General features: G+C 58.4%; 15 protein-coding genes. 6 read left to right on the top strand and 9 right to left on the bottom strand.

From position 1 onward, the window contains the following. Nucleotides 1–201: 201 nt before the first annotated feature. Nucleotides 202–666, top strand: coding sequence for a helix-turn-helix domain-containing protein (locus tag K7H08_RS06615; RefSeq protein ID WP_231657506.1), 465 nt, complete (start codon nucleotides 202–204; stop codon nucleotides 664–666). A gap of 54 nt (nucleotides 667–720) precedes the next feature. Here K7H08_RS06615 and recC read toward each other — a convergent pair whose 3' ends face one another. Then, on the bottom strand, nucleotides 721–4,347 hold the full coding sequence (gene recC / locus K7H08_RS06610; RefSeq protein WP_231657505.1) for an exodeoxyribonuclease V subunit gamma: 3,627 nt from the start codon (nucleotides 4,345–4,347) through the stop codon (nucleotides 721–723). 152 nt (nucleotides 4,348–4,499) lie between these two features. On the opposite strand from recC, the gene ilvD reads away from it, so the two are divergent. Both ilvD and chrA read left to right on the top strand, forming a co-directional pair. Next, a complete protein-coding gene (gene ilvD, locus K7H08_RS06605) occupies nucleotides 4,500–6,176 on the top strand; it encodes a dihydroxy-acid dehydratase (RefSeq protein ID WP_120386581.1) in 1,677 nt (558 codons plus the stop codon). Between the two features lie 240 nt (nucleotides 6,177–6,416). After that, entirely contained in the window at nucleotides 6,417–7,610 is a 1,194-nt protein-coding gene (gene chrA / locus K7H08_RS06600) for a chromate efflux transporter (protein WP_231657504.1), read from the top strand. Between the two features lie 19 nt (nucleotides 7,611–7,629). On the opposite strand, the gene K7H08_RS06595 is transcribed toward chrA, so the two are convergent. From K7H08_RS06595 to K7H08_RS06580, 4 genes are all read right to left on the bottom strand, one after another. Further along, entirely contained in the window at nucleotides 7,630–10,725 is a 3,096-nt protein-coding gene (locus K7H08_RS06595; RefSeq protein WP_231657503.1) for a molybdopterin dinucleotide binding domain-containing protein, read from the bottom strand. Beyond that, nucleotides 10,718–11,905: an NrfD/PsrC family molybdoenzyme membrane anchor subunit gene (gene nrfD / locus K7H08_RS06590; RefSeq protein ID WP_231657502.1), complete on the bottom strand. Its 1,188-nt coding sequence runs from the start codon at nucleotides 11,903–11,905 to the stop codon at nucleotides 10,718–10,720. The genes K7H08_RS06595 and nrfD overlap by 8 nt, the downstream gene beginning before the upstream one ends. Continuing rightward, nucleotides 11,889–12,665, bottom strand: coding sequence for a sulfate reduction electron transfer complex DsrMKJOP subunit DsrO (gene dsrO, locus K7H08_RS06585; RefSeq protein ID WP_231657501.1), 777 nt, complete (start codon nucleotides 12,663–12,665; stop codon nucleotides 11,889–11,891). The genes nrfD and dsrO overlap by 17 nt, the downstream gene beginning before the upstream one ends. Before the next feature lie 256 nt (nucleotides 12,666–12,921). Continuing rightward, nucleotides 12,922–13,194 (bottom strand): XRE family transcriptional regulator, encoded by a 273-nt coding sequence (locus tag K7H08_RS06580; protein WP_038477068.1) that lies wholly within the window; start codon nucleotides 13,192–13,194, stop codon nucleotides 12,922–12,924. A gap of 218 nt (nucleotides 13,195–13,412) precedes the next feature. Here K7H08_RS06580 and purE point away from each other — a divergent pair, with 218 nt between their 5' ends. Continuing rightward, entirely contained in the window at nucleotides 13,413–13,925 is a 513-nt protein-coding gene (purE, locus tag K7H08_RS06575; RefSeq protein WP_120386585.1) for a 5-(carboxyamino)imidazole ribonucleotide mutase, read from the top strand. A 12-nt stretch (nucleotides 13,926–13,937) separates the two neighbouring features. Beyond that, nucleotides 13,938–15,113 carry a 5-(carboxyamino)imidazole ribonucleotide synthase gene (locus K7H08_RS06570; RefSeq protein ID WP_231657500.1) on the top strand — a complete coding sequence of 392 codons (1,176 nt, stop codon included), beginning with the start codon at nucleotides 13,938–13,940 and terminating at the stop codon, nucleotides 15,111–15,113. Nucleotides 15,114–15,166: 53 nt separating this feature from the next. On the opposite strand, the gene K7H08_RS06565 is transcribed toward K7H08_RS06570, so the two are convergent. The 4 genes from K7H08_RS06565 to K7H08_RS06550 all read right to left on the bottom strand — a co-directional run bounded on the left by K7H08_RS06565 (nucleotide 15,167) and on the right by K7H08_RS06550 (nucleotide 20,747). After that, nucleotides 15,167–15,985, bottom strand: a complete 819-nt coding sequence (locus K7H08_RS06565) for a TraX family protein (protein WP_231657499.1) — start codon at nucleotides 15,983–15,985, stop codon at nucleotides 15,167–15,169. A gap of 104 nt (nucleotides 15,986–16,089) precedes the next feature. Further along, nucleotides 16,090–17,718, bottom strand: coding sequence for a serine hydrolase (locus K7H08_RS06560; protein WP_231657498.1), 1,629 nt, complete (start codon nucleotides 17,716–17,718; stop codon nucleotides 16,090–16,092). A gap of 57 nt (nucleotides 17,719–17,775) precedes the next feature. Next, nucleotides 17,776–19,452 carry a ShlB/FhaC/HecB family hemolysin secretion/activation protein gene (locus K7H08_RS06555; protein ID WP_231657497.1) on the bottom strand — a complete coding sequence of 559 codons (1,677 nt, stop codon included), beginning with the start codon at nucleotides 19,450–19,452 and terminating at the stop codon, nucleotides 17,776–17,778. Then, the gene (locus K7H08_RS06550; protein ID WP_231657496.1) at nucleotides 19,449–20,747 is read right to left on the bottom strand and encodes a serine hydrolase domain-containing protein; all 1,299 of its coding nucleotides are present in this window, start codon (nucleotides 20,745–20,747) and stop codon (nucleotides 19,449–19,451) included. Before K7H08_RS06550 ends, K7H08_RS06555 begins: the two co-directional genes overlap by 4 nt. A gap of 215 nt (nucleotides 20,748–20,962) precedes the next feature. Between K7H08_RS06550 and K7H08_RS06545 the strand changes: the two genes are divergently transcribed. Then, a complete protein-coding gene (locus K7H08_RS06545) occupies nucleotides 20,963–23,692 on the top strand; it encodes an AAA family ATPase (protein WP_231657495.1) in 2,730 nt (909 codons plus the stop codon). The last annotated feature ends 179 nt before the right edge of the window (nucleotides 23,693–23,871 follow it).

The raw sequence follows: 23,871 nt of genomic DNA, 5'->3' as shown, positions 1-23,871 counted from the left end.
TGTCCCGGTCGTCGCTGTGCTTGCTATCATTGCTTTTGTTAACGGTTTAGCAACGGCGTATGGGCGGCTGTGCGTATTGAAAATAGGCATGCTTGTTAGACTCCAGACAGTGTGGATAGAAGTGTGGCTAGAAGCGTGGGTGGATACGTAGGGGAGAAGCGTTGTAGCCTATTACTTCAAGTCAACTTTAAGTCAAGTGCCATGCTCGATATTTCCGAACTGTCTCGAAAAAGTGGTATTCCTGCCTCGAAATTGCGTTATTACGAGGAAGTTGGCCTGATTAGGTCGGTGGGGCGCAATGGTCTGCGGCGGGTTTTTGAGACCAGCGTTTTAACACGCTTGTCGCTGATTGCGTTGGGGCAGGTCGCGGGTTTTTCACTGGCCGAGATGCGCGACATGCTCGGCACGCAACGGCAGCCGGAAATCGACCGTGAAGCGGTGAGTGCTAAGGCAGATCTTCTGGACCGCCGCATTAACGAACTGACAGCCCTTCGTGACGGTTTGCGTCATGTGGCGACCTGCTCCGCGCCGAGTCATCTGGAGTGCCCGACGTTTCAGCGTCTAATGCGCATCGCATTGGCTCGCCAGACTGGGCGAAAGCCTGAGCAGAAAAAGCGCCTTACGCAGAAAAACAGCCGTGCCAAGCAGAAAGGGAGTAAACCCTGATCACCACATGGCACGGTTGGGCTTGAATAGGTGCTAGACGAGGCGCTTAACGCATTACGATGCCGCTTTCTTCGCGTTATCTTTGTTCCCATTATCTTTGTTCGCATTACCTTTCACGGCCTTGAAAAGCGGAGCGTACAGCGCTTCCGTGAGTTCGGCAAAGGTGTGCTTTTCGTTGGCGGTGCGGTCAAAAAACAGCCGCTCGAAGCGGGGCCATTGATGGCCGAGATAAGGGCTTTGCTCGGCTTCGCCGGTGGTTTTAAATCCGCTCTCATAGACTTTTTCGGCTGCGGCGTAGGCGTCGCTTTCCCTGCCTTTCTCAATCGCAATGTCAGGTGTGCCCAGTTTTGTCAGCCAAGCAAAGGCGGCCTGGGGAGCTAGCGGAAGCGGCTCTTCCAGGCCGTGTTGCCAGGCGCTTAGCTGGGTTTCCAGGTGGGCGTGGGCGATGTCGGCAGCGATAGGTTCCAGGGTGATGTTGCCGGCCTTGGAAAGTAGCTGGGTGGTCATCGGGCCGCTGAGGTTACCCGCTAGGTGGGCAACCCAGTGGCGTAGCAGCAGATGCCACTGGTACTTGCTGTTTTTAACCAGGCTGCTGCTAAGCAATAACAGGCGGCAGCGGTGGCCCGCGTCATCCTGGCGTAGCTCGCCCAGCCAGTCTTCCAACGTAATTCCGCTACTGCCTTCCAGGTGAATGGCTGCTGGGTCACCTAGCGCAATCGGCCAAGCGCCCAGGGCTTCTTCGTAGTCGCTGAACAGGGCTTCCATGGGTTCTGCTAAGGCATCGCGCATGCGCTCGCCAAAGGCACCCATGGCCAATACGCCTTGGCCCTGAAAACGTTCAAGGGCTGCGTGCAGTGCTTCAATGCGTGGCTCGCCGCGGTCAATGGCGTGGCGCTGGGCGGCGATAAGTTGGTCTTGTAGCTGCCAGTTTTGCAGGCCATCCAGGGCGAACGGTTCTTCGTCTAGCTCGGCAATCGCTTCCTGCTCGAAATATACTCCCAGCCGGGTATTGAAGAAGGCGCGTACTGGCTCGCGTAGGAATTGGCCTAACTGGCCAAGCGTCAGGCTGGTTGGGATGTTTTCCGGTGGGGGAAGTGTGGATTGGGCAGCTTGAGGCGTGCGCGGTGCGTGTACCTCGCGCCATTCATGTGCATAGGTAAACAGTCGCGAGACTTGCGGGTTGCTAGCAAAATAAGCGCGGCTAAACGGCTGCAGCGGATGCTCGGTGGTTAGCGCTTCCAGCAGCGGCGTGCCGTTCTCGATCTGCCAGCCTACTTCCAGGTGGTCACGCAACTGGCCGACCAGTACCGAAGGCGGTAGCGGTGTGTTGTCGATTTGGCTTCTGCCGACCCAGCTTATGTAGAGCTGGTCGCGGGCGGAGAGCAGCGCTTCCAAAAACAGATAGCGGTCGTCTTCCCGGCGAGAGCGGTCACCGGGGCGGTAGTCACTGCCCATTAAATCAAAGTCTAGCGGTGGCTGAGAGCGGGGGTACTCACCGTCGTTCATGCCCAGCAGGCACACGCGCTTAAACGGAATGGCGCGCATGGGCATTAGCGTAGCGAAGTTGACGGCACCAGCTAGAAAACGCTGGGAAAGACTGTGTTCATCAATCTGTGCCAGCCAGTGTTCGCGCACCATGGAGAGCGGCAGCGGTTCGTTTAACTGGGCTTCCTCGCTGCTTTCCAGCATTTGCTGCAGGCCGTTTTCTAGCTTGGTGAGCATCACGCTTTCTTGGGCGTCGTCGGTCAGAAAGAAGGTTTCCAGCAGCGTGCGTAGCCGTGCTACCCAGTTAGCGGCATCGGTGGGCTGGCAGAAGGTTTCCCAGGTCTCTTCGAGCTTTTCCAACAAGGTGACTAACGGCCCAGCAAGGCCCGCTTCCAGCCCGCCGATATCGTCAAACGGCTCGATACCTTGCCATGCGTGGCCTTCGCCCACGGTGTAGCCCAGCAACAAGCGGCGCAGACCAAACGCCCAGGTATTTTGGCTTAGCCCGCCGGGAAGTTCGAGAGTCTGGCGCTGCTTGGCATTTAGCCCCCAGCGGATACCTGCGCCTTCCATCCAGCGCTCGAGTACCGGCAGGTCACGCTCTTCCAGCCCAAAGCGCTGGCGCAGAGCGGGTACATCAAGCAGATCCAGTAAGTCGCTGACCGAAAGGCGCAGCTCTGGCAGGCGCAGCAGCTTTTCCAGGGCAATCATCAGTGGCAGGCGGTGGCGGCTGGCTTGGTCGGAAAGCGTGTAGGGAATATGCCGCGGGTCGTCGTTTTGTAGCTGGCCAAACACCGCAGCGATATGCGGCGCGTAGCGGTCGATATCTGGCACCATGACGATGATATCCCGCGGGCGCAGGTCAGGGTCGGCACTGAAGGCGGCCAGCAGCTGGTCGTGAAGAATCTCAACTTCCCGCTGAGGACCATGGGCAATATGAAACACGATGGAGTCATCTGCCGCGTTTAGCGCGGGCCAGTGGGTTTGGGTTTCCGCTACGGGGCGCAGTTCGCGAATATCATCTTGCAGTTGGCTGAGCAGGCAGTCGCGATCAACGCCGTTAAACGGCTCGAACATATCAATACGCAGCGCCTGCTGCTCAAACAAGGTTTGATAATTGCCCGAATCGTCGTGTTCATCCAGCAGGCGCAGGTAGTCGCGGCCCTGTTTACCCCAGGCGGCGAGTAGCGGCTGGGCGTGCAGATGCAGGGCATCGTCGGCGTCGCCAGTGCCCAGTACATCCAACGCTTCGGGCATGCCGGATTTGCGCCGCTGGCGGTAGCGGTTGGCGCGCAGTAAATCTTTGTGTTCGATGATATCTGCCCAGTAGTACTGGCAGGGGTTGTGTACACACAGCACGATTTGGCAGCAGCGAGAGAGCGCTGCCAGGGCTTCCAGGGTTTGTTGGGGCAGCGATGAAATACCAAAAATAATCAGCCGCCGAGGCAAGCCTCGTGGGCAGGGCTGGCCTTCCAGCTGTTCTGTCGCTTTCAAAAAGCGCCGATGCACCTGGGCACGGCTACTGTTAAGGCCTGCATCGCCTTGGGTGGCGGCGACATCCTCGCGCAGAATGCGCCATAGCGCGGGCTGCCAGCGCTGGTGCTCTTCCAGCGGGCGGGGTTCGCCCCGAGCGGTAATCAGTACGTCGTCACCGTTGGCCCAGGCATCCAGCCAGTCGGCGCGGTAGACCTGGTATTGGTCGAACAAATCCGCCAGCCGCTCGGCCAGTTGGTAGTGTTTGCGCTGGTCGCGGTCGACTTCCAAGAACTGTGCCAGCGGCGCGAACACTTCCTGCCCCGCTAGCGTGGGCAGTAGGCGTAGCAGCCGCCATACCAAGCGCGATTTATCAAACGGCGAGGTTTCAGGCACCGCGTCGCCATCTTGATCTACGTGGGTGAGCACCGTGCGGTAGGCCTGCCATAGAAACCGCGCAGGCAGCATGACATCCAGCGCGGCGGCGATGCCCGCACCGCCGTTTTCTGGGTCTTCCGCCAGCGCCAGCTTTAACCACTGCCCAATGCCGTTGCTCTGCACCAGAATGGTCTCATTTTCCAGCGGCCCCAACGGGTGCAAGCGCATCCACTGCACCGCCAGCCCGCGCAAGTCTTCCAGGCGATTAGCGTGCACCACCATAAAGCCAGGGGTAAGCGACGTTGGCGAGAATGGCGTTGGTGAGCAGTGTGAATTGGCAGACATGCGGTGGTGTTCCTTCACGGCATTAGGCATTGGGAATAGCGCGTAGCGCTATGGTGCCATAAGTTAAGTGTCTTGCGGGATGCGCGTTATATCGCCAAGCTATGTGGATACCGTGCGTAACGCGATGTGAGTCAAGCAAAGAGGAATTCCCCATGACCGAGCCTACTAATAATACCCGCCGCCATTCAGCCCAGGTGGTGGATGGCCCTGGCAAGGCGGCTAGCCGCGCAATGCTGCGGGCGGTGGGGTTTAACGATGATGACTTTACTAAGCCCCAGGTGGGCGTTGCGTCTACCTGGAGCATGGTGACCCCGTGCAATAGCCATATTGGTGAGTTGGCAGAGTTCGCCCGTGACGGTGCCGACGCGGCGGGTGGTAAAGGGGTGATCTTTAATACCATCACTATTTCTGATGGCATTGCTAACGGCACCGAAGGCATGAAGTACTCGCTGGTTTCCCGCGAGGTGATTGCCGATTCCATTGAAACCGTAGCGGGCTGTGAAGGCTTTGATGGGCTGGTGGCCATTGGCGGCTGTGACAAAAATATGCCGGGTTGCGTGATGGGCTTGGCACGGCTGAATCGTCCCAGCGTGTTTGTGTATGGCGGCACCATTATGCCCGGTAAAGGCCATACCGATATCGTCTCGGTATTTGAGGCGATGGGCGCGCACTCCCGTGGTGATATTGACCTGATCGAACTGAAAAACATCGAAGAAACCGCGATTCCTGGCCCGGGTTCCTGTGGCGGTATGTACACGGCCAATACGATGGCATCTGCCATTGAAGCATTGGGTATGAGCCTGCCGGGTAGCTCGGCGCAGAACGCCATTTCCCAAGATAAGCGCGATGACTGTAAAGCGGCAGGCGAGGCCGTGCTGGCACTGCTGGCCAGTGACATCAAGCCTTCTGACATCATGACCCGCGAAGCGTTTGAGAATGCGATTACCGTGGTGATTGCGCTGGGTGGCTCTACCAATGCGGTGCTGCATTTGATTGGCATGGCACGCACCATTGGCGTGGAATTGACGCTTGCCGACTTCACCGAGATCGGCAAGCGCGTGCCGGTAGTCGCTGATCTGCGCCCCAGCGGCCACTATATGATGAGCGAGCTGGTGGCGATTGGCGGCATTCAGCCGCTGATGAAAATTCTGCTAGATGCTGGGTTGCTGCACGGCGACTGCTTAACAGTGACCGGTAAAACGCTAGCCGAAAACCTGGAAGAGGTTGAGCCTTATCCCATGGATCAACAGATTATTGCGCCGCTGGGTAACCCGCTTAAAGCCGAAAGCCATCTGCGTATTCTGTTTGGTAACCTGGCGCCGGAAGGTGCAGTGGCCAAAATTACCGGCAAGGAAGGGACGCGCTTTAGCGGTTCGGCGCGGGTGTTTGGCTCTGAAGAAGAGGCCCAGGCGCGCATTAACGACGGCACCGTGGTGGCGGGCGATGTCGTGGTGATTCGTTATGAAGGGCCAAAAGGTGGCCCCGGCATGCGCGAAATGCTTACGCCAACGTCTGCGATTATGGGGCGTGGCTTGGGTAATGATGTGGCGTTGATTACCGATGGGCGTTTCTCCGGCGGCAGCCATGGCTTTGTTGTCGGGCACGTATCGCCAGAAGCTTTCGATGGCGGCCCGTTGGCGCTGGTACAGGATGGCGATGCCATCACCATTGATGCGGAAGCCGACACCATTGAAGTGGACATCAGCGATGAAGAGATGATGCGCCGCCGCGCCGCCTGGCAGCAGCCAGAACCGCGCTACCGCAAAGGCGTGCTGGCGAAGTATGCCAAGTTGGTCAGTTCTGCCAGTACCGGTGCTGTTACCGATTAACCTGCATATCAATACGTGAAGGTGCCTGGATCAGCCCGCGGGTGCCTCATTCGCTCGTGCCTCGCGAGATTCGTTACCACGCGCTACTTAAATCATTGAATAGGAAGATTTTGTAGCGCGGTGTAAGCGTCAGCGCACCCGCGTTGATGAAGCCCCAGCGGATGATCGTGCACACTGTCATCACTGTGTCAGCTTTAATCAGTAGATTAGGTCTTTTGTCCACACGGGGAAGCTTACGCCATGGCTGAAAAGCACCATCTGAACGGGCGGGTAAGCGAGGTGTTTTGGGCGTTCTTGGCCTTGGGGTTAACCTCGTTTGGCGGGCCGGTGGCGCACCTGGGCTATTTTCGTACGGCCTTTGTGGAGCGCCGCCAGTGGTTAAGCGAAAGCGCCTACGCGGATCTTGTGGCGCTGTGCCAATTTTTGCCGGGGCCAGCCAGTAGCCAAGTGGGCTTTGCTTTGGGATTAATGCGCGCCGGACCTTGGGGGGCGGCCATGGCGTGGCTGGCATTCACGCTGCCTTCCGCCATAGTACTGGTGCTGTTTGCGTTTGGCGCGGCGGTACTGGATGGTCCGATTGCCAGCGGCATTATTCATGGCTTAAAAGTTGTCGCGGTAGCCATTGTGGCCCACGCGGTGTGGGGCATGGCGCGTAACCTTTGCCCTGATAAAACCCGAGTGGGGATTGCGCTGGCGGCGGTGTTTGTAGTGGTGATAGTCAGCGGGCCGCTGGGGCAGGTAGCTGCGATTGTGCTAGGTGGTATCGCCGGGTTGGTACTGTGCCGCATGGTTGCCGCAGCTACGCCTAGTGAACCACTGCAGTTTCCAGTATCTCGCCGTGCAGGCACGATGGCGTTGGGGCTGTTCGCTGCGCTGCTGATCTTACTGCCGTTGTTGGCAGGCAGCGCCGCGTGGCTAGAGGTGGCAGATGCGTTTTATCGTTCTGGCGCGCTGGTATTTGGCGGTGGGCACGTAGTGTTGCCGCTGTTGGAAGCGGAAGTGGTGCAATCCGGCTGGATTACCGCAGATGAGTTTTTGGCAGGCTATGGGGCTGCCCAGGCGGTGCCAGGGCCGCTATTCACCTTTGCTGCGTACTTAGGCGCGCTACTGCCCGGTATGAATGGCGTGGTTGGCGCGCTGCTGGCATTGTTGGCGATCTTTATTCCTGGCTTTTTGCTGTTGGTGGGGGTGTTGCCCTTTTGGAATCATTTTCGCCGTTGGCAGAGCGCTCAGGCGTTGATGCGCGGGGCTAACGCGGCAGTGGTGGGTATTTTAGGCGCGGCGCTGTATCAGCCGGTATGGACCAGCGCGATTATTGGGCCTTATGAATTTGTTCTGGCGCTGACGGGTTTTTTACTGCTGACCGTCTGGAAACTACCGGCGTGGATTGTGGTGATCGTAATCGCCTTGGGTGGGGTAGTGATCACGCTGTAGTGTCACTACCCCAACCGGTTTAAACGCGGCTTACTCTCACCGGTAGGCCTTGGCGCACGCTGGCGCCGCTAATCGGTTCAAGCCACGTGCCGCCTACCTCCCGTGTAGGGTCTTGAAAGCCCAGGTCGTTGATGTTGATACCTGCGCGCATCCAGGGCATATCTGGCTGGGATTGACCGTCAATGATGTGTGGCGTGGCACCTAAATCTTTGTGCCCGTAGCCGTGTTCAATACCCAATGCACCGGGCACAACGCTTTCGCTAACCAGCGCAAGCCCCACCACGCTACCGCCTGGGCTTTCAATGCGGATGGTGTCGCCATGCTGGATGCCGAAGCGCTCGGCATCTTGGCGGTGCATTTGCACAGGGTTATACGGCTTGATCATTCTTAGCCGCTCGTTACCAATGGCGTAAGAGTTCATCAGGTTGGACTTGAATGAAAACGCTAGCAGCGGCCACTCCTGCTCGGAAAAAACCTCACGCATGGGTTGCTTGTTGGCGAGCTGTGGCAACTTGTGACAGGGCACGCCGCTATTGGGTAACCCGTTAGTGGTATCAATGCTGGTGCCCACCGCTTCGTTGTAAATACACAGCGTTTTTTTCCACTGATGTTTCAGGTGTTCGCCAACAAAGTGTTCGCTTGCCTCTTCGAAACGCCCACCCCGAGCGTAAAGATAGGCAACGCGGCCGCGCTCGTCGGCTTTAAGTGTACGTTCGAGTTTGGGCAGTAGCGGGGTAATTCCGCCATGGGCAATGTCCGCGGCGTTCGCTTCTGGCAGTGGTTCATCTTGAAAGGCAATATTGGCGGCCGCCCGTAGGTAATAATCTTCAGCGCGGTTGAGCGGGTGAAGATTTCCGTCGGCGTCGGGAATGGCGTTGTCGCCGAAGCCTGGCAGCCCTAGCCGTTTAGCAACGGCGATAAAGAAGCTGTCCATAGATACCGGCTCACCTTCAGCGGTTTTTTGCTGGCGGGGTTCTACCACTGGCCAGCAAGCGGTGGAGAGTTTACCCAGCGTGCCTTTCCAGGAGCCTGCAAAGCCCCATACCTCGTACATCACCGAATCAGGCACAATGTAGTCGGCATAGCGGTTGGTTTCGTTGATAAACCCATCGATTGCAACAAAGAGCCCTAACCGTTTGGGGTCTTTCAGCTTATCGACAATTACCCCTTTCAGGCCCGCTTGGCCATAAATTGGGTTAGCCATACAGCCAATTACCGCTTTGATGGGATAGGGGTAGCCATCCAGTGCGGAAGGTAAATGCTCGGTGAGCGTTGGCGGTGCCAAGGAACGCCAGGGCGCTTTCGCGGGATAGGGGTTTTCGCCTGTCGCGACCTTGCGCTGGTACTCCGATGATTTCTCATAGGGAAAGCGTGAACGGGAGAGAAACACGCCTTGGGGCCCACGTTTGCCAGGGAAGTTGGCGAGGTCGTAGCGGGGGCCTTCGCCGGTGCCGCTGTAGGTGCCGCCGCCCACGGCGCTGCCACCTTTCATATTGTAGTTGCCAGCCAGCAAGTTAAGCATTTGCACGCCAAACGCGGCGTAAAAGCCATTGCCTGACATCATGCCGCCGTGGCAGTTAACGGCGGCTTTTCTGCCATGGCTAGCATAACGTTGGGCAAGCTCGATAATCGTTGCCTTGGGAATACCGCAATGTTCAGCGTAGGTGTCCAGGTCGTACTCATTGGCGGATTCACGCAGCAGCGCTAGGCTGGTTTTGACGGTGACGGTGGTGCCGTCGGCAAGCTCCACTGGGCGTTCGGCAAACAGGTCTGCGGTCATTACCTCTTCGCATAGTGCAAGGTCGCCCCCTGACACCACGACGGGTAGGTCGGCATTGCTACCTGGCTCGGCAAAACCAAGGTCGCTGGCGCGCAAAAAGTAGCCTCGGCGCGGGTGCTCGAAGGTATCAATCACTAAATGGGTGGCATTGGAGTGAGTGGTTTCCCCTGCTGCATCGGCGGCGGCTTGACCGGGTAGTTCAAGAAATTCCTTTGCATAGCCGTGGTTATCCAATAGCCACTGAATAAGCGCCATGGCAAAGGCGCTGTCGGTGCCAGGGCGGATCGGCACCCAGCGGTTGTTGTCTGCGGCATGGGAAGTCGCAGCATTAAGCGCGGGATCCACCACCACATATTCCAGCGTGCCAGCGGCGCGTGCCTGTGCAAGCAAGCGGCCCTGGCGTTTAAACGGGTTGCCTGCCTGGCTGGGCGCGCAGCCGATATACATGATAAAGCGTGCGTTCTGTATATCTGGCTTTACGTGAGCGTTAGTGACAATGTTGTTCATCACTGCCCCAGAGCCCATGCGGAACGCTAGGCCACAGTATGCGCCATGATGGCCATAGTTGCGGGTCGCAAAAGCGTTCAAGGTGAAGCGTTTAAGTAAATCCGAGCGCCCGTAGTCGGTGGCTTCCATGACCATCAGTTGATTAGCCTTGGGGCCGTACTCAGGGTTGTCGGGGTCAATCAGCGTGTCGTGGTCGCGAATGTCACGTAGGCCGTCTACCTGACCTTCACCGAACAGATCGCCTCCTTCGCAAATTTCCTCGATAAGTTGCTCAAACGATATTTTTTGCCACTCGCGACTGCCTCGTTCACCGACCCGTTTAAGGCAGTGATCAATACGGAACGGGTTGGTGATCTGGCTCATCATTGCGTTGCCACGGGCACACGCGGTAGAGCGGTTAACTTGCCCTTGTTCTTGGTAAGCACTCACGCTGCGTAATGCATCTGCCACCGGTGTGCGCATTGGCAAATGGTCATCGGCAGAAAGTGGATGATAGGGGTTGCCAGCTACTCGCAGCACTTCGCCGCGAGTGTCATCGACCCGCACGCGCACACCGCACTGGGTGGTGCAGCCGTAGCAAATAGTAAAAGCGACCCGTTGATCGGGGGTGAGCGTTAGTTCGCCGGTCGCTAAATCGACACGATATTCAGGCGTTAGCGAATTGCCATGAATATTATGCTGCGGTTTTTCACCTGCGCTGCCGGTAATGCCTTTGGCCATTTTAGCCAACGGGTCGGCGTAGCCCACGGCAAAGGTAGCGGCACCACCAGCGGCAGCCGCACCTTTTAGAAAGCGACGGCGTGAGGGATCTTGAGCAGACTTAGCCATGACTAGGCGCTCCTTTGTTAGCAGTGAGTGGGGCGCGAGATGCAGCTTGGTCGTTTCCTGGTAGCTGGCTGCCTTGTTGGGCCTGTCGCCATGGAATAAATAGCTCGATCAGTAAAATGGCCGCCAGCCACAGCCCGAAAGTGCCGACAATGCCTAAGATGCCGGAAGAGCCAGCAGGGATACCGTAGTGATGGAAACCTGCGCTGTTACGGGCTACATGTTGAACATCCATCAGCACTACCCAACGGAACATCCAGCCCATGTGGATTGCCACCAGCCCTAGCAACCATGCCCAGGCAAACAGTGCTGGTTGGCGTTGAGCCGAACGCGTTAACAGAAATACCACGCTGGCAAATAGCGCAACGCCGGTAAGGCCACCCCAAAGTGCGGTGCTGCGCCAAGAGGGGCTGAAACGGACAGATTCTAGTGCCGCCGCCACTGAGCCAACGTGGGCATTCAGGCCGTCTAACAGCCAGCTGAGCGCTATAAGCCCCGCTAGCGCACAGAAGGCTAACAGGACATAAAGCATCTGCCGGGTGGCGGCGGGCGCGCAGAGTCCGCTCACGCGATTGAGGACCAGTATTAGCCCAGCGGCGGCAATAAACCCGCTCGCTACCAGCATGGGCGGTAGCCAAATGGTGTTCCATAGCGGGCGGGCTTTGACGATAGCTAGCTCCGCTCCGGTGTAGAGCATAATGCCGCTTGAGAGTAACAGCGCGATTAGCCCCGTCAGAGCCACCAGCGCTTTGGGTGTTGCACCACTGCCCATGCTCAGCCACTTGGCGATCAACCCGCTCAGCCCAGCTGCCTGTTGCCGGGCCTGCAGCGCGGGTCGCCAAGCCAGCCAGGCGAAGCCTAAAACGCTGATCAGATACAGCGGCAGTACCACACTGCCAATCGACATCCACGAATGCGTATTGGCGTAGGCGTAGAAATGCCAAAAGCGCAGTGGCTGGTGTAGATCTGCCAATAAGGCCACCGGTGCGACTAGCGTTGTGCTGACGCAGGCGATCATTGCCAGACGTGCTGTAGGCAACCAGGATTGCTTGCCAAACACCAGTGCGGGCGCCGCCAGCCAAAGGCTGGCGTAGGAGACCGCGATCATAAAAAAGTACTGAACTGCCCAGGGATACCAGGCGATGTCATAGCGTGGGGCGAGTAGTTCAATGGTGGAATTCATAGCCCATCTCCTGGCCGTGGGGGTCAAGCACTTCAAGCGCCACGGGTTCTGCCACGGGGCGTGTAGTGAATCGTTCGTCCATACCTAAATAGAACACTTGGGGAAGGGTGTTTTTTTCTGGCTGAAGCACCATGAGCGCGTCGCGATGCTCGTTGATCAGACGGCTGATTTGGCTGTCTGGATTGCGCATATCGCCAATAATGCGGGCGCCGCCCACGCAGCTTTCAACGCAGGCAGGCAGTAGCCCTGCTTCTAAACGGTGGGCACAGAAGGTGCATTTGTCGGCAGTTTGAGTGCGCTCATTAATAAAGCGGGCATCGTAGGGGCAGGCATTGACGCAGTAAGCACAGCCGACGCAGCGGTCACTATCGACGACAACGATGCCATCTTGCTGTTGATAGGTCGCCTCAACAGGGCAAACCGGAACACAGGGCGGATTTTCGCAGTGGTTACATAGCCGCGGCAGCATAAACGTTGCCAGTTCACCACTTTCTTGGTGGTGCACTTCGTATTGAGAGACAGTGGTTCGAAACTGGCCAAGCGGTGCAGCATTCTCGATATGGCACGACACCGTGCAGGCTTGGCAGCCGATGCATTGGCGAAGGTCGATTAGCATGCCGTAGCGTTTGCTAGGATCGCCCTCGCGGCGGGCAGGCTGCTGATTAATGCCAGCTTGAGCAAGACTGGATAGCGGGACTAGCGCAGCGCCCGCGCTTAGTCGGGCCAACTGGCCTAGCAACGACCGACGAACGGCGTCCATAACGCCTCCTTAGCTGATTAAGATGTTGCTGATAGAAACAAGCCGTTGTTTCACAGCGAATGATCTGGATACGCTAAGGTTACGCCTTTGGTATTATAAAAAATTGATACGTGTCAATGGGTTAGCGAGGGTTTCTTAATGTTCCCTTAATCTTGAAACGCTAATTGGCTGTTTTAAAACGAAAACAGGCCTGCCCAGCGGGCAAGCCTGTTAGCAAACAAAAGGGATGAATGATTACGTTAGGTAGCAACTATTGCTATGGCGTCTCCAGCTCTAACGTGCGACGCAAGACATTGAGTTCATCAACATCTAGGTGCTCTAGCCTTCCGGCGAGCAGGTCGCTGATCTTTTGTACTGGAAGCCCAGCCCGGCGGGCTATTTCGCGGCTTCCCAGATCTGATACGGCGATCAGGCGGGTAATGATACGCATGAGGCGCGTACGTTTTTCTAAATCCCTGACATCGAGGTCAGGGCTGCTTCGCGGAGGATCTAGCGTTTCTGCGTGAGCAGTTGAGTATGCCGTACTCATGGGACTCCATCAGTCTGAAATGACAAACACACAATGCCGCCAAGTCGCGCGCATTTCAATGCTACTTTGATTAAAAATTCGATCTATTTACAAACGCGCTCTAAGCGACTAGCTCTGGTAGACTATGCGCCTTCTAATTTCCTGGTGAGCCGCTTGCGGCACACGGCACATTAAACGCTTGATTGCTTTAGTAGGCCCTTTGGCCGAGGAGTTTTTGCATGTCAAACAGCGCACCCAAAGTGGGCGTGATCATGGGGTCAAAATCTGATTGGCCCGTCATGGAACACGCGGTGGCGATGTTAGAGCGGCTGGGCGTCCCTTATGAGACTCGCGTCGTCTCCGCTCATCGTACCCCTGACTTGTTGTTTGACTATGCTAAAAGCGCCGCTGAACGTGGCCTGCAAGTGATTGTTGCAGGAGCGGGCGGTGCCGCCCATTTGCCCGGCATGGTGGCTTCCCAAACGGCGTTGCCGGTTCTGGGCGTGCCAGTAGAATCCAAAGCGCTTAAAGGCTTGGATTCATTGCTTTCAATTGCGCAGATGCCTGGTGGAATCGCTGTTGGCACACTGGCGATTGGTAAAGCAGGGGCGACCAATGCAGGCTTGTTGGCAGCACAGATTGTCGGTTTGCAAGACACCACCGTGCGTGAAGCGGTCGAGGCTTTCCGCGCTGAGCAAACTCAAATGGTGCTGGATAACCCAGACCCTCGCCCCGATGCGGAAGCGAACTAAGGAATCCCGGCCATGAATTCTGGTATCTCGAAAAGTTCTGGTAGCTCAAAATGCGCTGGCATCGCTAAAAATATTGGTGTGCTCGGTGCAGGCCAGCTTGGTCGTATGCTGGCATTGGCTGGCTACCCGCTAGGTAATCGCTTCACCTTTTTAGACACGACCGGCAATCCGAGTGCGGGCATTGGCAACGTGGTTATCGATCCCAACAACCAGCATTTGGCAGAATTTCTCGATAAGGTCGATGTAGTAACCTATGAATTTGAGCATCTGCCCGTAGCGCTGGTTGAGCAAATTGAGCAGCACAAGCCCGTTTATCCAGGAAGCCGCGCAATTGCGGTGTGCCAAAACCGTGTTGAAGAGAAAGCCTTATTCGACCGCTTAGGTATTCCCACGCCTGCTTACCGTGTCGTTGAGAGTGCCGAGCAGCTTGAAGCGGCAGCGAATGAATTGGGCTGCCCGGTGGTCGCCAAATCGGTGACTGAAGGGTATGACGGTAAAGGGCAGGCGGTGCTGAGAGCGCCGGAGCAGGCTGAAGAGGCATGGAAGAGCATTGGTCACCGTCAACTGATCGTTGAAGCGTTTGTCGATTTTGTACGGGAAGTCTCGATGATTGCCGTGCGCGGTCGTGATGGGGATGTGGTGTTTTATCCCATGGCGGAAAATCAACACGTAGATGGCATTTTGCGCTATTCCGTTGCGCCGTTACCGGATTTAGCTGCCAGCGTTCAAGAGACAGCCGACAGCTACATTCGCATGCTGTTGGATGAGCTGGATTACGTGGGCGTGATGGCGTTGGAACTGTTTCAAACGCGGGATGGCAGTCTGTTGGCTAACGAGATGGCTCCACGCGTGCATAATTCTGGCCACTGGACCATGGACGGTGCGGTCACTAGCCAGTTTGAAAACCATCTACGCGCTGTGCAAGGCCTACCGCTTGGCAGCACCCAAGCTATTGCGCCTACTTGCATGGTGAATGTAATTGGCCAGGAAGGTGACAATGTCGCGATTTTGGCGATTGGCAATACTCACTTGCATCGCTATGACAAAGAAGAGCGGGCAGGGCGTAAGCTGGCACATGTCAATGTCGTCGCTGAGACGCATGCCGAGCTGCTTGAAAAAGTGCGTGCTTGCCAGGCATTACTACCTGATGCACCGCCGGTGGCGTGGAGTTTCGAACGATTACTGTAAAGTTGATGGATTATCACTACGAAGCCGCCTGATTAGGGCGGCTTCGTCGTTGATTACCCCGCCAGTTGGCCGCTAAGCAATAGCCACAGCGCAATTAAAGCAAAGTGTCCTGGATACCAAGCAAGCCATAGGCTGCGCGGCATGGCCAGGGCTAGGGATGGCACGCGTTGGGCTGCACCTGCTGCCAGCATCAATACCACCACGCAAGTGCCAACAGTAAACGACTTTGCCATATCTGAAGCATTCATTTGACCGGCTATCCAAAGTGCGGGAAATGCGGCTAAACCTGCCCACAAGCGCGATTTTAGCGCGTCGCTGGTTTCGTTAAGTGCCTGCATAGCGAACATTAATAGCGGAATCAGTAGCAAACCGTTATGGCCGTACTCCACCCAGAAGCCCAACAAATACCAAACGGTTACGCCTACCGCTGCACCAAGCATTAGCCAGGCTAACCCTAGCGTCTGCTGTTGATAGTGCTGCCAACCTTGGCGAACCAACGCACCCAACGCTAGGCCACAGGCAAGCGTGAAACAGACGTTCAAAATAAAATCGTCAGACGTGCGTGGCATCAGCATATAAGGCAACTGAGCCACTAAACCAATGATCAGTATGCGGCGCGAGTAGCGTAGTGGGTTGCGGGTATTAAACAGCCCGTGCCAGGCAACCATTGCCGCAAACAGGGGAAAGGCGATACGGCCAATGGACGAGCCTGCCCAGCTTAAGTCCCAGTCACCCGGTAACACATAGCGGGTAAGGTGATCTACGGTCATGGTGAATAGCGCCAGCCATTGCCCCCAGGCGGTCCAATGAGACGAGGGGCGCGCATCGTAAGCCGCCTCGGTGGAGACGCTTGCATTGGTTTGTTCAGCCATTAGACTTCCTTGTGAGTTTCCTTACTGGATTACAGACCCAATTTGGCTGAGCAAGTTCGGTACAGGTTTAAGTACTAGTTTAAGTACTGGGGTGGCCGAGCGTTTCAGCTAAATGGCTGATGAAATTCTCCAAGGCCCGCCTCGTTCAGATGTTCGACGGTTATCGTTTCTGCCTTCCCATCCGCGTCCATGGTGAATTCGACCTGCGAAACTGAGCCCTCTGGTTGGTTCTCTGTCACCGGGAAGGCGACAAAGCGGTCGCCGTCCCAGTGGGTCAACCGCAGCCGCTGTGGTGCGGGGCCAACCTCGAGCACCAAGCCGTCAGTGGTCTCACGTACCTCAGCCGCCCCGAAATAGGCATTGTCATAGTCCCCAGTATAAGCTTCGGCAGGCCGGGCTTCGGTGGGCTCAGCCGGAGGTGTCACACCCACCAGATCTCCGGCCGGGGCAGAGAGCGGTGCGATGCGTGGCCCGTAGGCCGCTAGCCAGTCGCGCTGTTCCACACCAAACTCTGCCAGATCAAGAAAACTGGCCGTCAGCGCCTCGGGGAGACCAGTGGGGGTAGCATTGGTCATCACGATGATCCCAAGCCCGAGGTCCGGCAGCATCGAATAGGAGGTCGCCGCACCAAAGGCGAAGGCGCCCGAATGACTCAGCACGACACGCCCGGTGGGACGCACGCCGACACCAAAGCCGTAGCCATAGGTGCCAGCCCGATCAGCCGCGTCACCAGGGCGGCTACTGATGGCATGCGGCGAAAGCGCAGGCACGAGAGCTTCGGGCGCAATCAGTTGCTGCCCTTCAAAACGCCCGCTGGAAAGAACCAGTTTCATCCATTTCGCCATGTCTCGCGCGCTGGAACTCACCCCGCCCGCCGGACTTTGCGCATCGGGCTGGCGCAGGTCTGCTACTCGGAAGCCGTTGGCATCCGGCACATGGCTTGCCGCGCGATTATCGCGCGCCATGTAATCCGAGTGGCGCGAACTGGTCACCTCCATGCCGAGCGGACCATAAAGCGCCTCTTCCGAGAGCGTGGACCAGTCCTTGCCGGTCGCAGTGGCTACCGCCTCGGCCGCAGCGGTCAGGCCGAAGTTCGTATAGGCGTAATCGTCCCTGAACTGCCCCATGGGCAGCTGCGCCAGACGCTCCAGCACCGCGCGGCGGTCATAGCCCACATCCTCGAGATCGTCACCGGCGTGGTCCGGCAGGCCCGAGCGGTGCGCATAAAGATCCCCGATGGTGACATGATTGCTGACCCACGAATCTCCCAGGTCGAACCATGGCAAGTGGTTGCGAACCGGATCGTCCCAACTGACGATCCCATCTGTGACCTGCGTGGCCACCACTGTGGCTCCGACAGATTTGGACAACGAAGCGAGCATAAAGACTGTATCCGCATCAACCTGTTCCTCCGCGCCCTCCGCCCGCAGCCCCCAGCCGCGCATCAGCAGTGTCTCTTCTCCATGCACCACGGCAACGGCGAGGCCTGGTACTCCGGTCCGCTCCAACATATCCTGCACCAGCTCATCCAGCGAGGCGACTGCTTCGTTGATCCGCGCCTGCGGCACCGGTAACAGGTTCGCCCGCGCAGGGGAGACCGCTGGGTCTGGCAAGGCAATGGCCGGCAGCGTTTCCGCATGGAGCGGGGCATTGAGGGCAAGCAACGTTGCGGCAGCGCTTAGAACGCCCAAGGCCGACCTCAGAAGGGGGCGTGCGGCTTTCGGTGTGGTCATATCAGGGTCTCCTGTGGGATGGATAGCGCGACGGGCGAGGCGATGCCTCCTGCCGGATTAGAATGGCATTGCCAGCTGGAAAATTAGCTTGCCCCCCTTGTCCTCCACTATGTCAGAACGGGTCCAGGGAAGCGCACCGATAACCTGGAAATTCAGCCGTTCCTCTAACGTTCCACCAAGGCCTACTCCATAGGAGCCAAGATACATGTGTCCGGTGACGTCGTCGGACCAGGCTGCGCCGTAATCCACGAAGGCCGAGGTTGAAAGCGTGGGCAGGAATGCCAGCCCGATATCGACCTCGTGGCTTACCTGGGCCGAGGCCGCTGCACCTTTGTCGCCAGAGATAGTGCCGCTATCGAAGGCTCTGCCATACGTCTCGCCGCCGATACCGAACTGAACAGCGCCCGGCAGGGGCCTGCCAGCGTATTGGCCGCGAGCCAGTAATGTCATTGTCGTCGTCTCGCTGAAAGCCTGTGTGTAGTCCAGTTCGGCGGTAACAAAGTGGAAATCATCCGGCACCGCGCCCATATCAATATCCGAGTTCGTGCCGAGATTCACCGCTCCTTCGAGGTTGATCTCGGATGTCTCAAAGCTCTGACTATATTGCAGTGAGTTCGTCACCCAGCGGATCCGGCTACGGGCAGCGGCCGAGCCAAGAACGTCGACGTCATCGTTACGCACCGTCAGTTCAGCCTGCCCCCAGAGCGAGCGGTCCAGCGTCCTCAGAAACGGGTAGGACATAAACGCCGTGCCCATGGCGGATGTTACATCGATGTCCGGCGCGCCGGCTCCCCCGTCGGGGTGTTGGCGCAGGTAAACAAAACTGTAGCCCGCGTTAAGGCCGTTCGATCCGAGCGGATAGCTTTGCATCATTTGAAGCAAGGTCATCCGGTCAGGGTGTTGCGGTGTGATGACACCGGTCAAATTGGTGGTCTCGAACTGGTTCAGGACATCGTTAAAGGTCACCACACCGGCCATTTGTAATGGGCCAACGGTGTCGGATCCCAGATTGTCGAGTCCGATCATTCCTGAGCTGCGATATTGTCCGATCTCCAGGCGCAGCACCCCGCCGCCCGTCGCGCCTTCGGGGCGCACAAAAGTCCCTTCAATCGAAAGTCCGGCAAGATCACTCATCAACAACAGTTCACGCTCGGCCGCCTTTACCCGAATAGGATGCATGTCGAGAATACGTTGCAGGTAGGGTGCCAACCGTGTCTCGATGCCAGGAATATGACTGTTGATCTCGATGCGGTCGACATAGCCTTCAAATACCTGCAGCCGGATCTGTCCGTCAGAAAAATCCTGCACCGGCACCACTGTCTTGGAAAAATAGCCCGCAGCGAGATAGGCCGCGTCAACAGCATCTGCCATGAGGTAAAGATCAGCCAACGTGATTTCGGCACCGATTCGACCCTGCCAGATCGGCGTCAACGTCGACAAAGGTAGGGTTCGCGCCCCATCAACGCTCACCGAAGCCAGGCGAATACGGATGCTTTTGGCACGCTCCAGGTCGATCTTGTCGCGCTCGTCCTGCACGCCGATGGCGACACGGCCCACCTGAGGCGGCGGTTCATAGCGCTGTAGGATGACAGTTTGCCCAGATAGGATGCGGTTGACGTCCGGCAAGCCCTGCGACAACGCCGGGCCCGCGTAACAGGCACAAAGCAGAGCGACAGCACCCAAGCGGAGAGCTGAGGACCGGCTGTGCTGGAACAGCAATGTCAGCGTGCTCACTCTGCTGAGGCCGTCGGTGTCATTGAAAACGGATGCCCGAGGGCAACGGATAGCGCTTCAAACACGCGACTCGCGGGCGAGCTGCACGCAAGGTCAGCGGGGTTGTCCGGCAGCACGTCCTCATCCCCACAATCGCCCGAAGGGATGTCGCTGTTGGCCTGAACGACTACCGTTGTGTCCGTCGTCGTATCGTAGAACACCGTCGTGTTGTAGCCTGGCAGCTCACCCGTGTGGCCGACCCAGCCGTCAACGCAGCCCATGGCGATGCCGTAGCCCGCCGGCTCGGGGAAGGACCGCAGACGCTGCTGCTGTGCCTCCGCGCCCAACAGGCCCTTGCCTGTACCGAGGGAGCGTCCATAAATCAGCAGGTCATCGAGGGTCGAGATCATTCCGCCTGCCGTCCATCCCCAGGACGGGTCCCAATGCGTCGCGTTCGAGGGCGCAGCCGGCGTGGCAGCATCACCTTGCAGAGTAAATCCCTGCGGATAAGGTTCTGGCATGAGGGCAGCACCGTCAGGACCGATGGTCTGTGTCAGGCCCAGCGGGTCCAGGATCATCGAAGTAAAGACAGTGTCGATATCTTGCCCAGCCACCTGTTCGATCACGAGACCCAGCAGCACGGTATTGGTGTTCGAATAATTGAACTCTTCCCCCGGCGCAAAGATAGGCGAGCCAGGGAAGGCAAAATCAAGCAGGTCCTGCGGCGTATAGTGCAGACTAGGATCCGCGAAGAACTGATCAAGGAAAGGGTCCGCCTGCGTATAGCTCAGCAGGCCGCTGGTCATGCTGGCCAGATGGCGCAGGGTAATGATGTCGCCGTTGGGAACGCCTGACACATACTGGTCGATCGTATCATCGAGCGACAGCTTACCAGCTTCGGCCAGCTGCATCAGGGCGGTGCCGGTGAAAGTCTTAGTGACCGATCCGATCCGTGTGTGCATGCCGACTTCCATCGCCGCATCAGTTTCGGGGTCCGCAACGCCCCAGGCACCGTTCCACCGGCCCTCGGGTGTGACAACGCCCGCAATAATCCCCGGTGCAGCGGCCCCGTCCAGCGCCCCACGTGCGGCCGCATCAAGCGCGTCGGCCAGCGCCTCAGGCAGCGGCGTGTCGGGTAGCGTGATGGCTGCACGGGCTGTTACTGCTGCCGGGTCGGTCACGCAGAACTGGTGCGCCTGATCTTGAGCCTGAGCCTGCGCCGCAACGGGGGCCGCGAGGGCAAAAGCCACGGTGCAAACCGAGAGGCCGGGCCGAAACCGACGAGTTGTTCTGTGATGGATCCGAATCGCTGTCATGTGCCTGTTCCTTGTCTGTTATGCACTTTCTGCTTGGATTGCTTCGAAAGCGAAGATAGCCCATTTATGATTGCAAACAAAGAAATGTAAAGTTCAATTAAAGTGCAATATGGGTATAATTTGCGCTCTACTAATCCCCTTATGCCCCTTACCTAACGGCTGCCGCCATTCGTGTGCTATGGCCTGGGGTAGCCAGTTTCGAGGCCCCCTACGGCATGATTTCGAAAGATATCAAGGTAAACCTAAGCGAAGGCATTCTGCTGTGCGGCGACGTACAGGTGCGCTTGCGCCCCAAGACACTGTCTGTTCTGGTGGCACTGGTGGAGCAGCAAGGCGAAGTGGTCAGCACGGCTGATTTGCGGCGCATGATATGGGGCAATAGCCATGGCAACGAGGCAGGGCCCAAACAATGCATCCGCGAATTACGCCGGATGCTGGACGACAACGCCCAAGCCATCGGGCTGATCGAGACCGTGGGCCGCCGGGGCTACCGGCTGACGCGCCCGATCCCGCTGATCGGCGCTGCGCCAGAGGGGCTTATGGCGGCGCCAACAGTGCTCTGCCTCGGGCGGGATAAAGAGCTGGAAGTTCTGAGTGAAAGGGCCGACGCCGTCAAGCGCGGTCGACGGGCGATGGCGTTGATTTCAGGCGAGGCAGGAGCCGGCAAGACACGCCTTCTGGAAGCATTTGAGGCTAGCTTATCCCAGCGCACGCCGCTGTGGATCGCCCGGGGGCAGGCCATCGCTCACCCTGGCGCACGCGAACCCTACGGGCTGCTGATGGATGTGTTGACGCAACTCATGGTCGGGCCTGAGGGGGCCACGCTGGCGCGACTTCTGCCACTCGTCGCTCCCTCTTGGGTCAAGCAACAACCCGGGCGTCGCTTGGAGGCGGAAGCGTTGGATCGTACTCACCGCGACTCAATGCTGCGGGAGTTCTCGGAGCTGATGGAGCGGCTGACCCGTGGCCGCCCTGGCGTTCTCGTGCTAGAGGATCTGCACTGGGCAGACCCCAGCACGCTAGCCTGGCTAGCGGCTTGGGGGCTACAACGCACACCGGCGCGATTACTGGTTCTGGGTAGCTATAGGGATGACGAACTAGATCGAGCTGGGACACTTGCGACAACACTGAGTCAGCTAAGTCGGCAGCCAGACTGCAGGTTGATCACCCTTGGAGGTCTCGATGAGTCGGCAGTGTTTGGATACCTTGCAGAACGGTTCCAGGGCAACTCCTTTCCTCCCGATTTGGCGCAGGCCCTCGCCCACCGAACCGAGGGCCATGCCATGCTCGTTGATGCTGCGGCAGACTTTTGGCAGGCGCAAGGCCTTGTGTGGCGCAGCGAGGCCGGCTGGCAGCTTTCTTCCACACCCGAAGCGCTGGTCGCAGCCATCGCTCCAAGTGTCCGCACCCTGATCGAGACCGAACGCACCAGCCGCCTGCTGGCCGAGGAACGCAGCTTGCTTGAAACCGCCAGCGTGGCGGGACCGACCTTTTCCGCCATCGATCTAGCCGATAACCGCGACGGGGTGGAAGCGGCGGAGCGGCAGCTGGAGCACCTCGCGCGGAACCGACGGTTTATCACCCGCGCGGGACTCAGCCATCGGCCTGACGGAGCGGTAGCCACGCGCTACGCCTTCCGGCACGCGCTACATCACGAAGCGCTCTACGATGGGCTGCCTGCAGCAAACAGGCAAGGTACGCACCGAAGGGTCGGTCTGCGGTTGGAGATCAGCCACGGTCACACAGCGGGCGAGATCGCCCCCATGCTGGCCGATCACTTTGAACGTGGCGCCGACTGGCCGCGCGCCGCACACTATCGCGTGCTGTCGGGGCGGCGTGCGCAGGCGCGCGGCGCCCCCATGGATGCAGCAGAACAGTTCCGCCGTGCACGGGATCTGCTGACTCGAGGCAGCGGGACCGGTACGGCGAAGCCTGAGGCCGACCGCGCGACCGAACTCGACGCCCTGCTCGGGCTCGGGGCGGCGCTCATCGCCTCAGATGGATTTACTGCGGAAGAGCTTCGGGAGGTCTACCGCCGCGCGGGTCAACTAGCCGCCGAGGTCGGTGATCCCGCCACGACGATCCCAGTTCTCGCAGGGCTCTGGAACGATCATCTGACGAGGGCTGAACTGACCCGTGCCGAAGATCTCGCGCTAGGGCTGCAGGCACTCGCGGGGCAGGCTCCGGCCCATATGGCGATGGTAGCCCATAATGCCGTCGGACAGACCCGGTTTTTCACCGGCGCCCTACCGGCCTGCACCGTGGAAATTGCCGCTGTGCTGGAGATCGCGCCGCGATATGCCGAGCAGGACGGTAATGTCCTCTTCGGTGAGGACCCAGAGGTTGTATGTCGCCAGTACGCGGCCTGTGTCGCCGAATTAACCGGTGCCTCGGCAGAGGCAGAGCGGCACCTCGCCGCTGGCAGTGCGCGTGCCGACCGATTGGGCGCCGCCTTCGGGCGCGCCCAGATGCTCTGGTGCGGAGCGGTTTGCGCACGTCTACGTAGCGATATTGAACTAACCCGTGACCGGGCAGAAGCGTTAGTCGCTCTGTGCCGGACTGAGGCAGTGCCCGTTTGGGGCGATGCAGGCGAGATGCTGGCAGGCTGGGCGCAGGCAATGTCCGGCGACACAACCGGGGCCTCGCGGATTGCGAAGGGGCTCTCGGCCTTCAGTGCGATGGGCGTCAGGATCACGCTACCCTTCTGCCACGGACTCGCCGCAGAGGTTGCGGGGAACATGGGTGATCCAGTCGCAGGGATGCACGCCTTGCGTCAGGCTTTCGCAATAGTCCGGGCGAGCGGCGAGCGCTGGTACCTCGCCGAGCTTCACCGACTGCGTGCTGGGCTGGCCCAAGAGGCAGGCCGCCTCGACATCGCCCGCCAGGCGCTCGCTCGTGCCGAAGCCGTGGCACGGGCACAGGGGAGGGTCGAACTGACCATGTGAAAACGGCGCTACGAAAGTTGGCCACGGAAGCTGCGGAACGAGTCGCTTTGTAGCAGTTAAATCTCAGCTTTTGTCTACAAAATTGTACATTACAGAATCACGCTAGAGGCGTTAGGTGGCACGGGCGTGGCAAAAAGGGGAAGGCTATTCGTCGAACCATTAGCTCAGCTAAAAGCAGG

Source organism: Halomonas sp. IOP_6, from assembly GCF_021151565.1.
Lineage (GTDB): Bacteria > Pseudomonadota > Gammaproteobacteria > Pseudomonadales > Halomonadaceae > Vreelandella > Vreelandella alkaliphila.
The sequence above is the reverse complement of the archived record's forward strand: the minus strand, read 5'-3'. Positions and strand labels throughout refer to the sequence as shown.

What these genes read in the sequence shown, in the direction of transcription:
- K7H08_RS06595 (WP_231657503.1), bottom strand. Translation starts at nt 10,725, where the DNA reads ATGGCTAAGTCTGCTCAAGATCCCTCACGCCGTCGCTTTCTAAAAGGT.
- ilvD (WP_120386581.1), top strand. Translation starts at nt 4,500, where the DNA reads ATGACCGAGCCTACTAATAATACCCGCCGCCATTCAGCCCAGGTGGTG.
- nrfD (WP_231657502.1), bottom strand. Translation starts at nt 11,905, where the DNA reads ATGAATTCCACCATTGAACTACTCGCCCCACGCTATGACATCGCCTGG.
- recC (WP_231657505.1), bottom strand. Translation starts at nt 4,347, where the DNA reads ATGTCTGCCAATTCACACTGCTCACCAACGCCATTCTCGCCAACGTCG.
- K7H08_RS06560 (WP_231657498.1), bottom strand. Translation starts at nt 17,718, where the DNA reads ATGACCACACCGAAAGCCGCACGCCCCCTTCTGAGGTCGGCCTTGGGC.
- K7H08_RS06545 (WP_231657495.1), top strand. Translation starts at nt 20,963, where the DNA reads ATGATTTCGAAAGATATCAAGGTAAACCTAAGCGAAGGCATTCTGCTG.
- dsrO (WP_231657501.1), bottom strand. Translation starts at nt 12,665, where the DNA reads ATGGACGCCGTTCGTCGGTCGTTGCTAGGCCAGTTGGCCCGACTAAGC.
- K7H08_RS06615 (WP_231657506.1), top strand. Translation starts at nt 202, where the DNA reads ATGCTCGATATTTCCGAACTGTCTCGAAAAAGTGGTATTCCTGCCTCG.
- K7H08_RS06550 (WP_231657496.1), bottom strand. Translation starts at nt 20,747, where the DNA reads ATGACAGCGATTCGGATCCATCACAGAACAACTCGTCGGTTTCGGCCC.
- K7H08_RS06580 (WP_038477068.1), bottom strand. Translation starts at nt 13,194, where the DNA reads ATGAGTACGGCATACTCAACTGCTCACGCAGAAACGCTAGATCCTCCG.
- K7H08_RS06570 (WP_231657500.1), top strand. Translation starts at nt 13,938, where the DNA reads ATGAATTCTGGTATCTCGAAAAGTTCTGGTAGCTCAAAATGCGCTGGC.
- K7H08_RS06565 (WP_231657499.1), bottom strand. Translation starts at nt 15,985, where the DNA reads ATGGCTGAACAAACCAATGCAAGCGTCTCCACCGAGGCGGCTTACGAT.
- purE (WP_120386585.1), top strand. Translation starts at nt 13,413, where the DNA reads ATGTCAAACAGCGCACCCAAAGTGGGCGTGATCATGGGGTCAAAATCT.
- chrA (WP_231657504.1), top strand. Translation starts at nt 6,417, where the DNA reads ATGGCTGAAAAGCACCATCTGAACGGGCGGGTAAGCGAGGTGTTTTGG.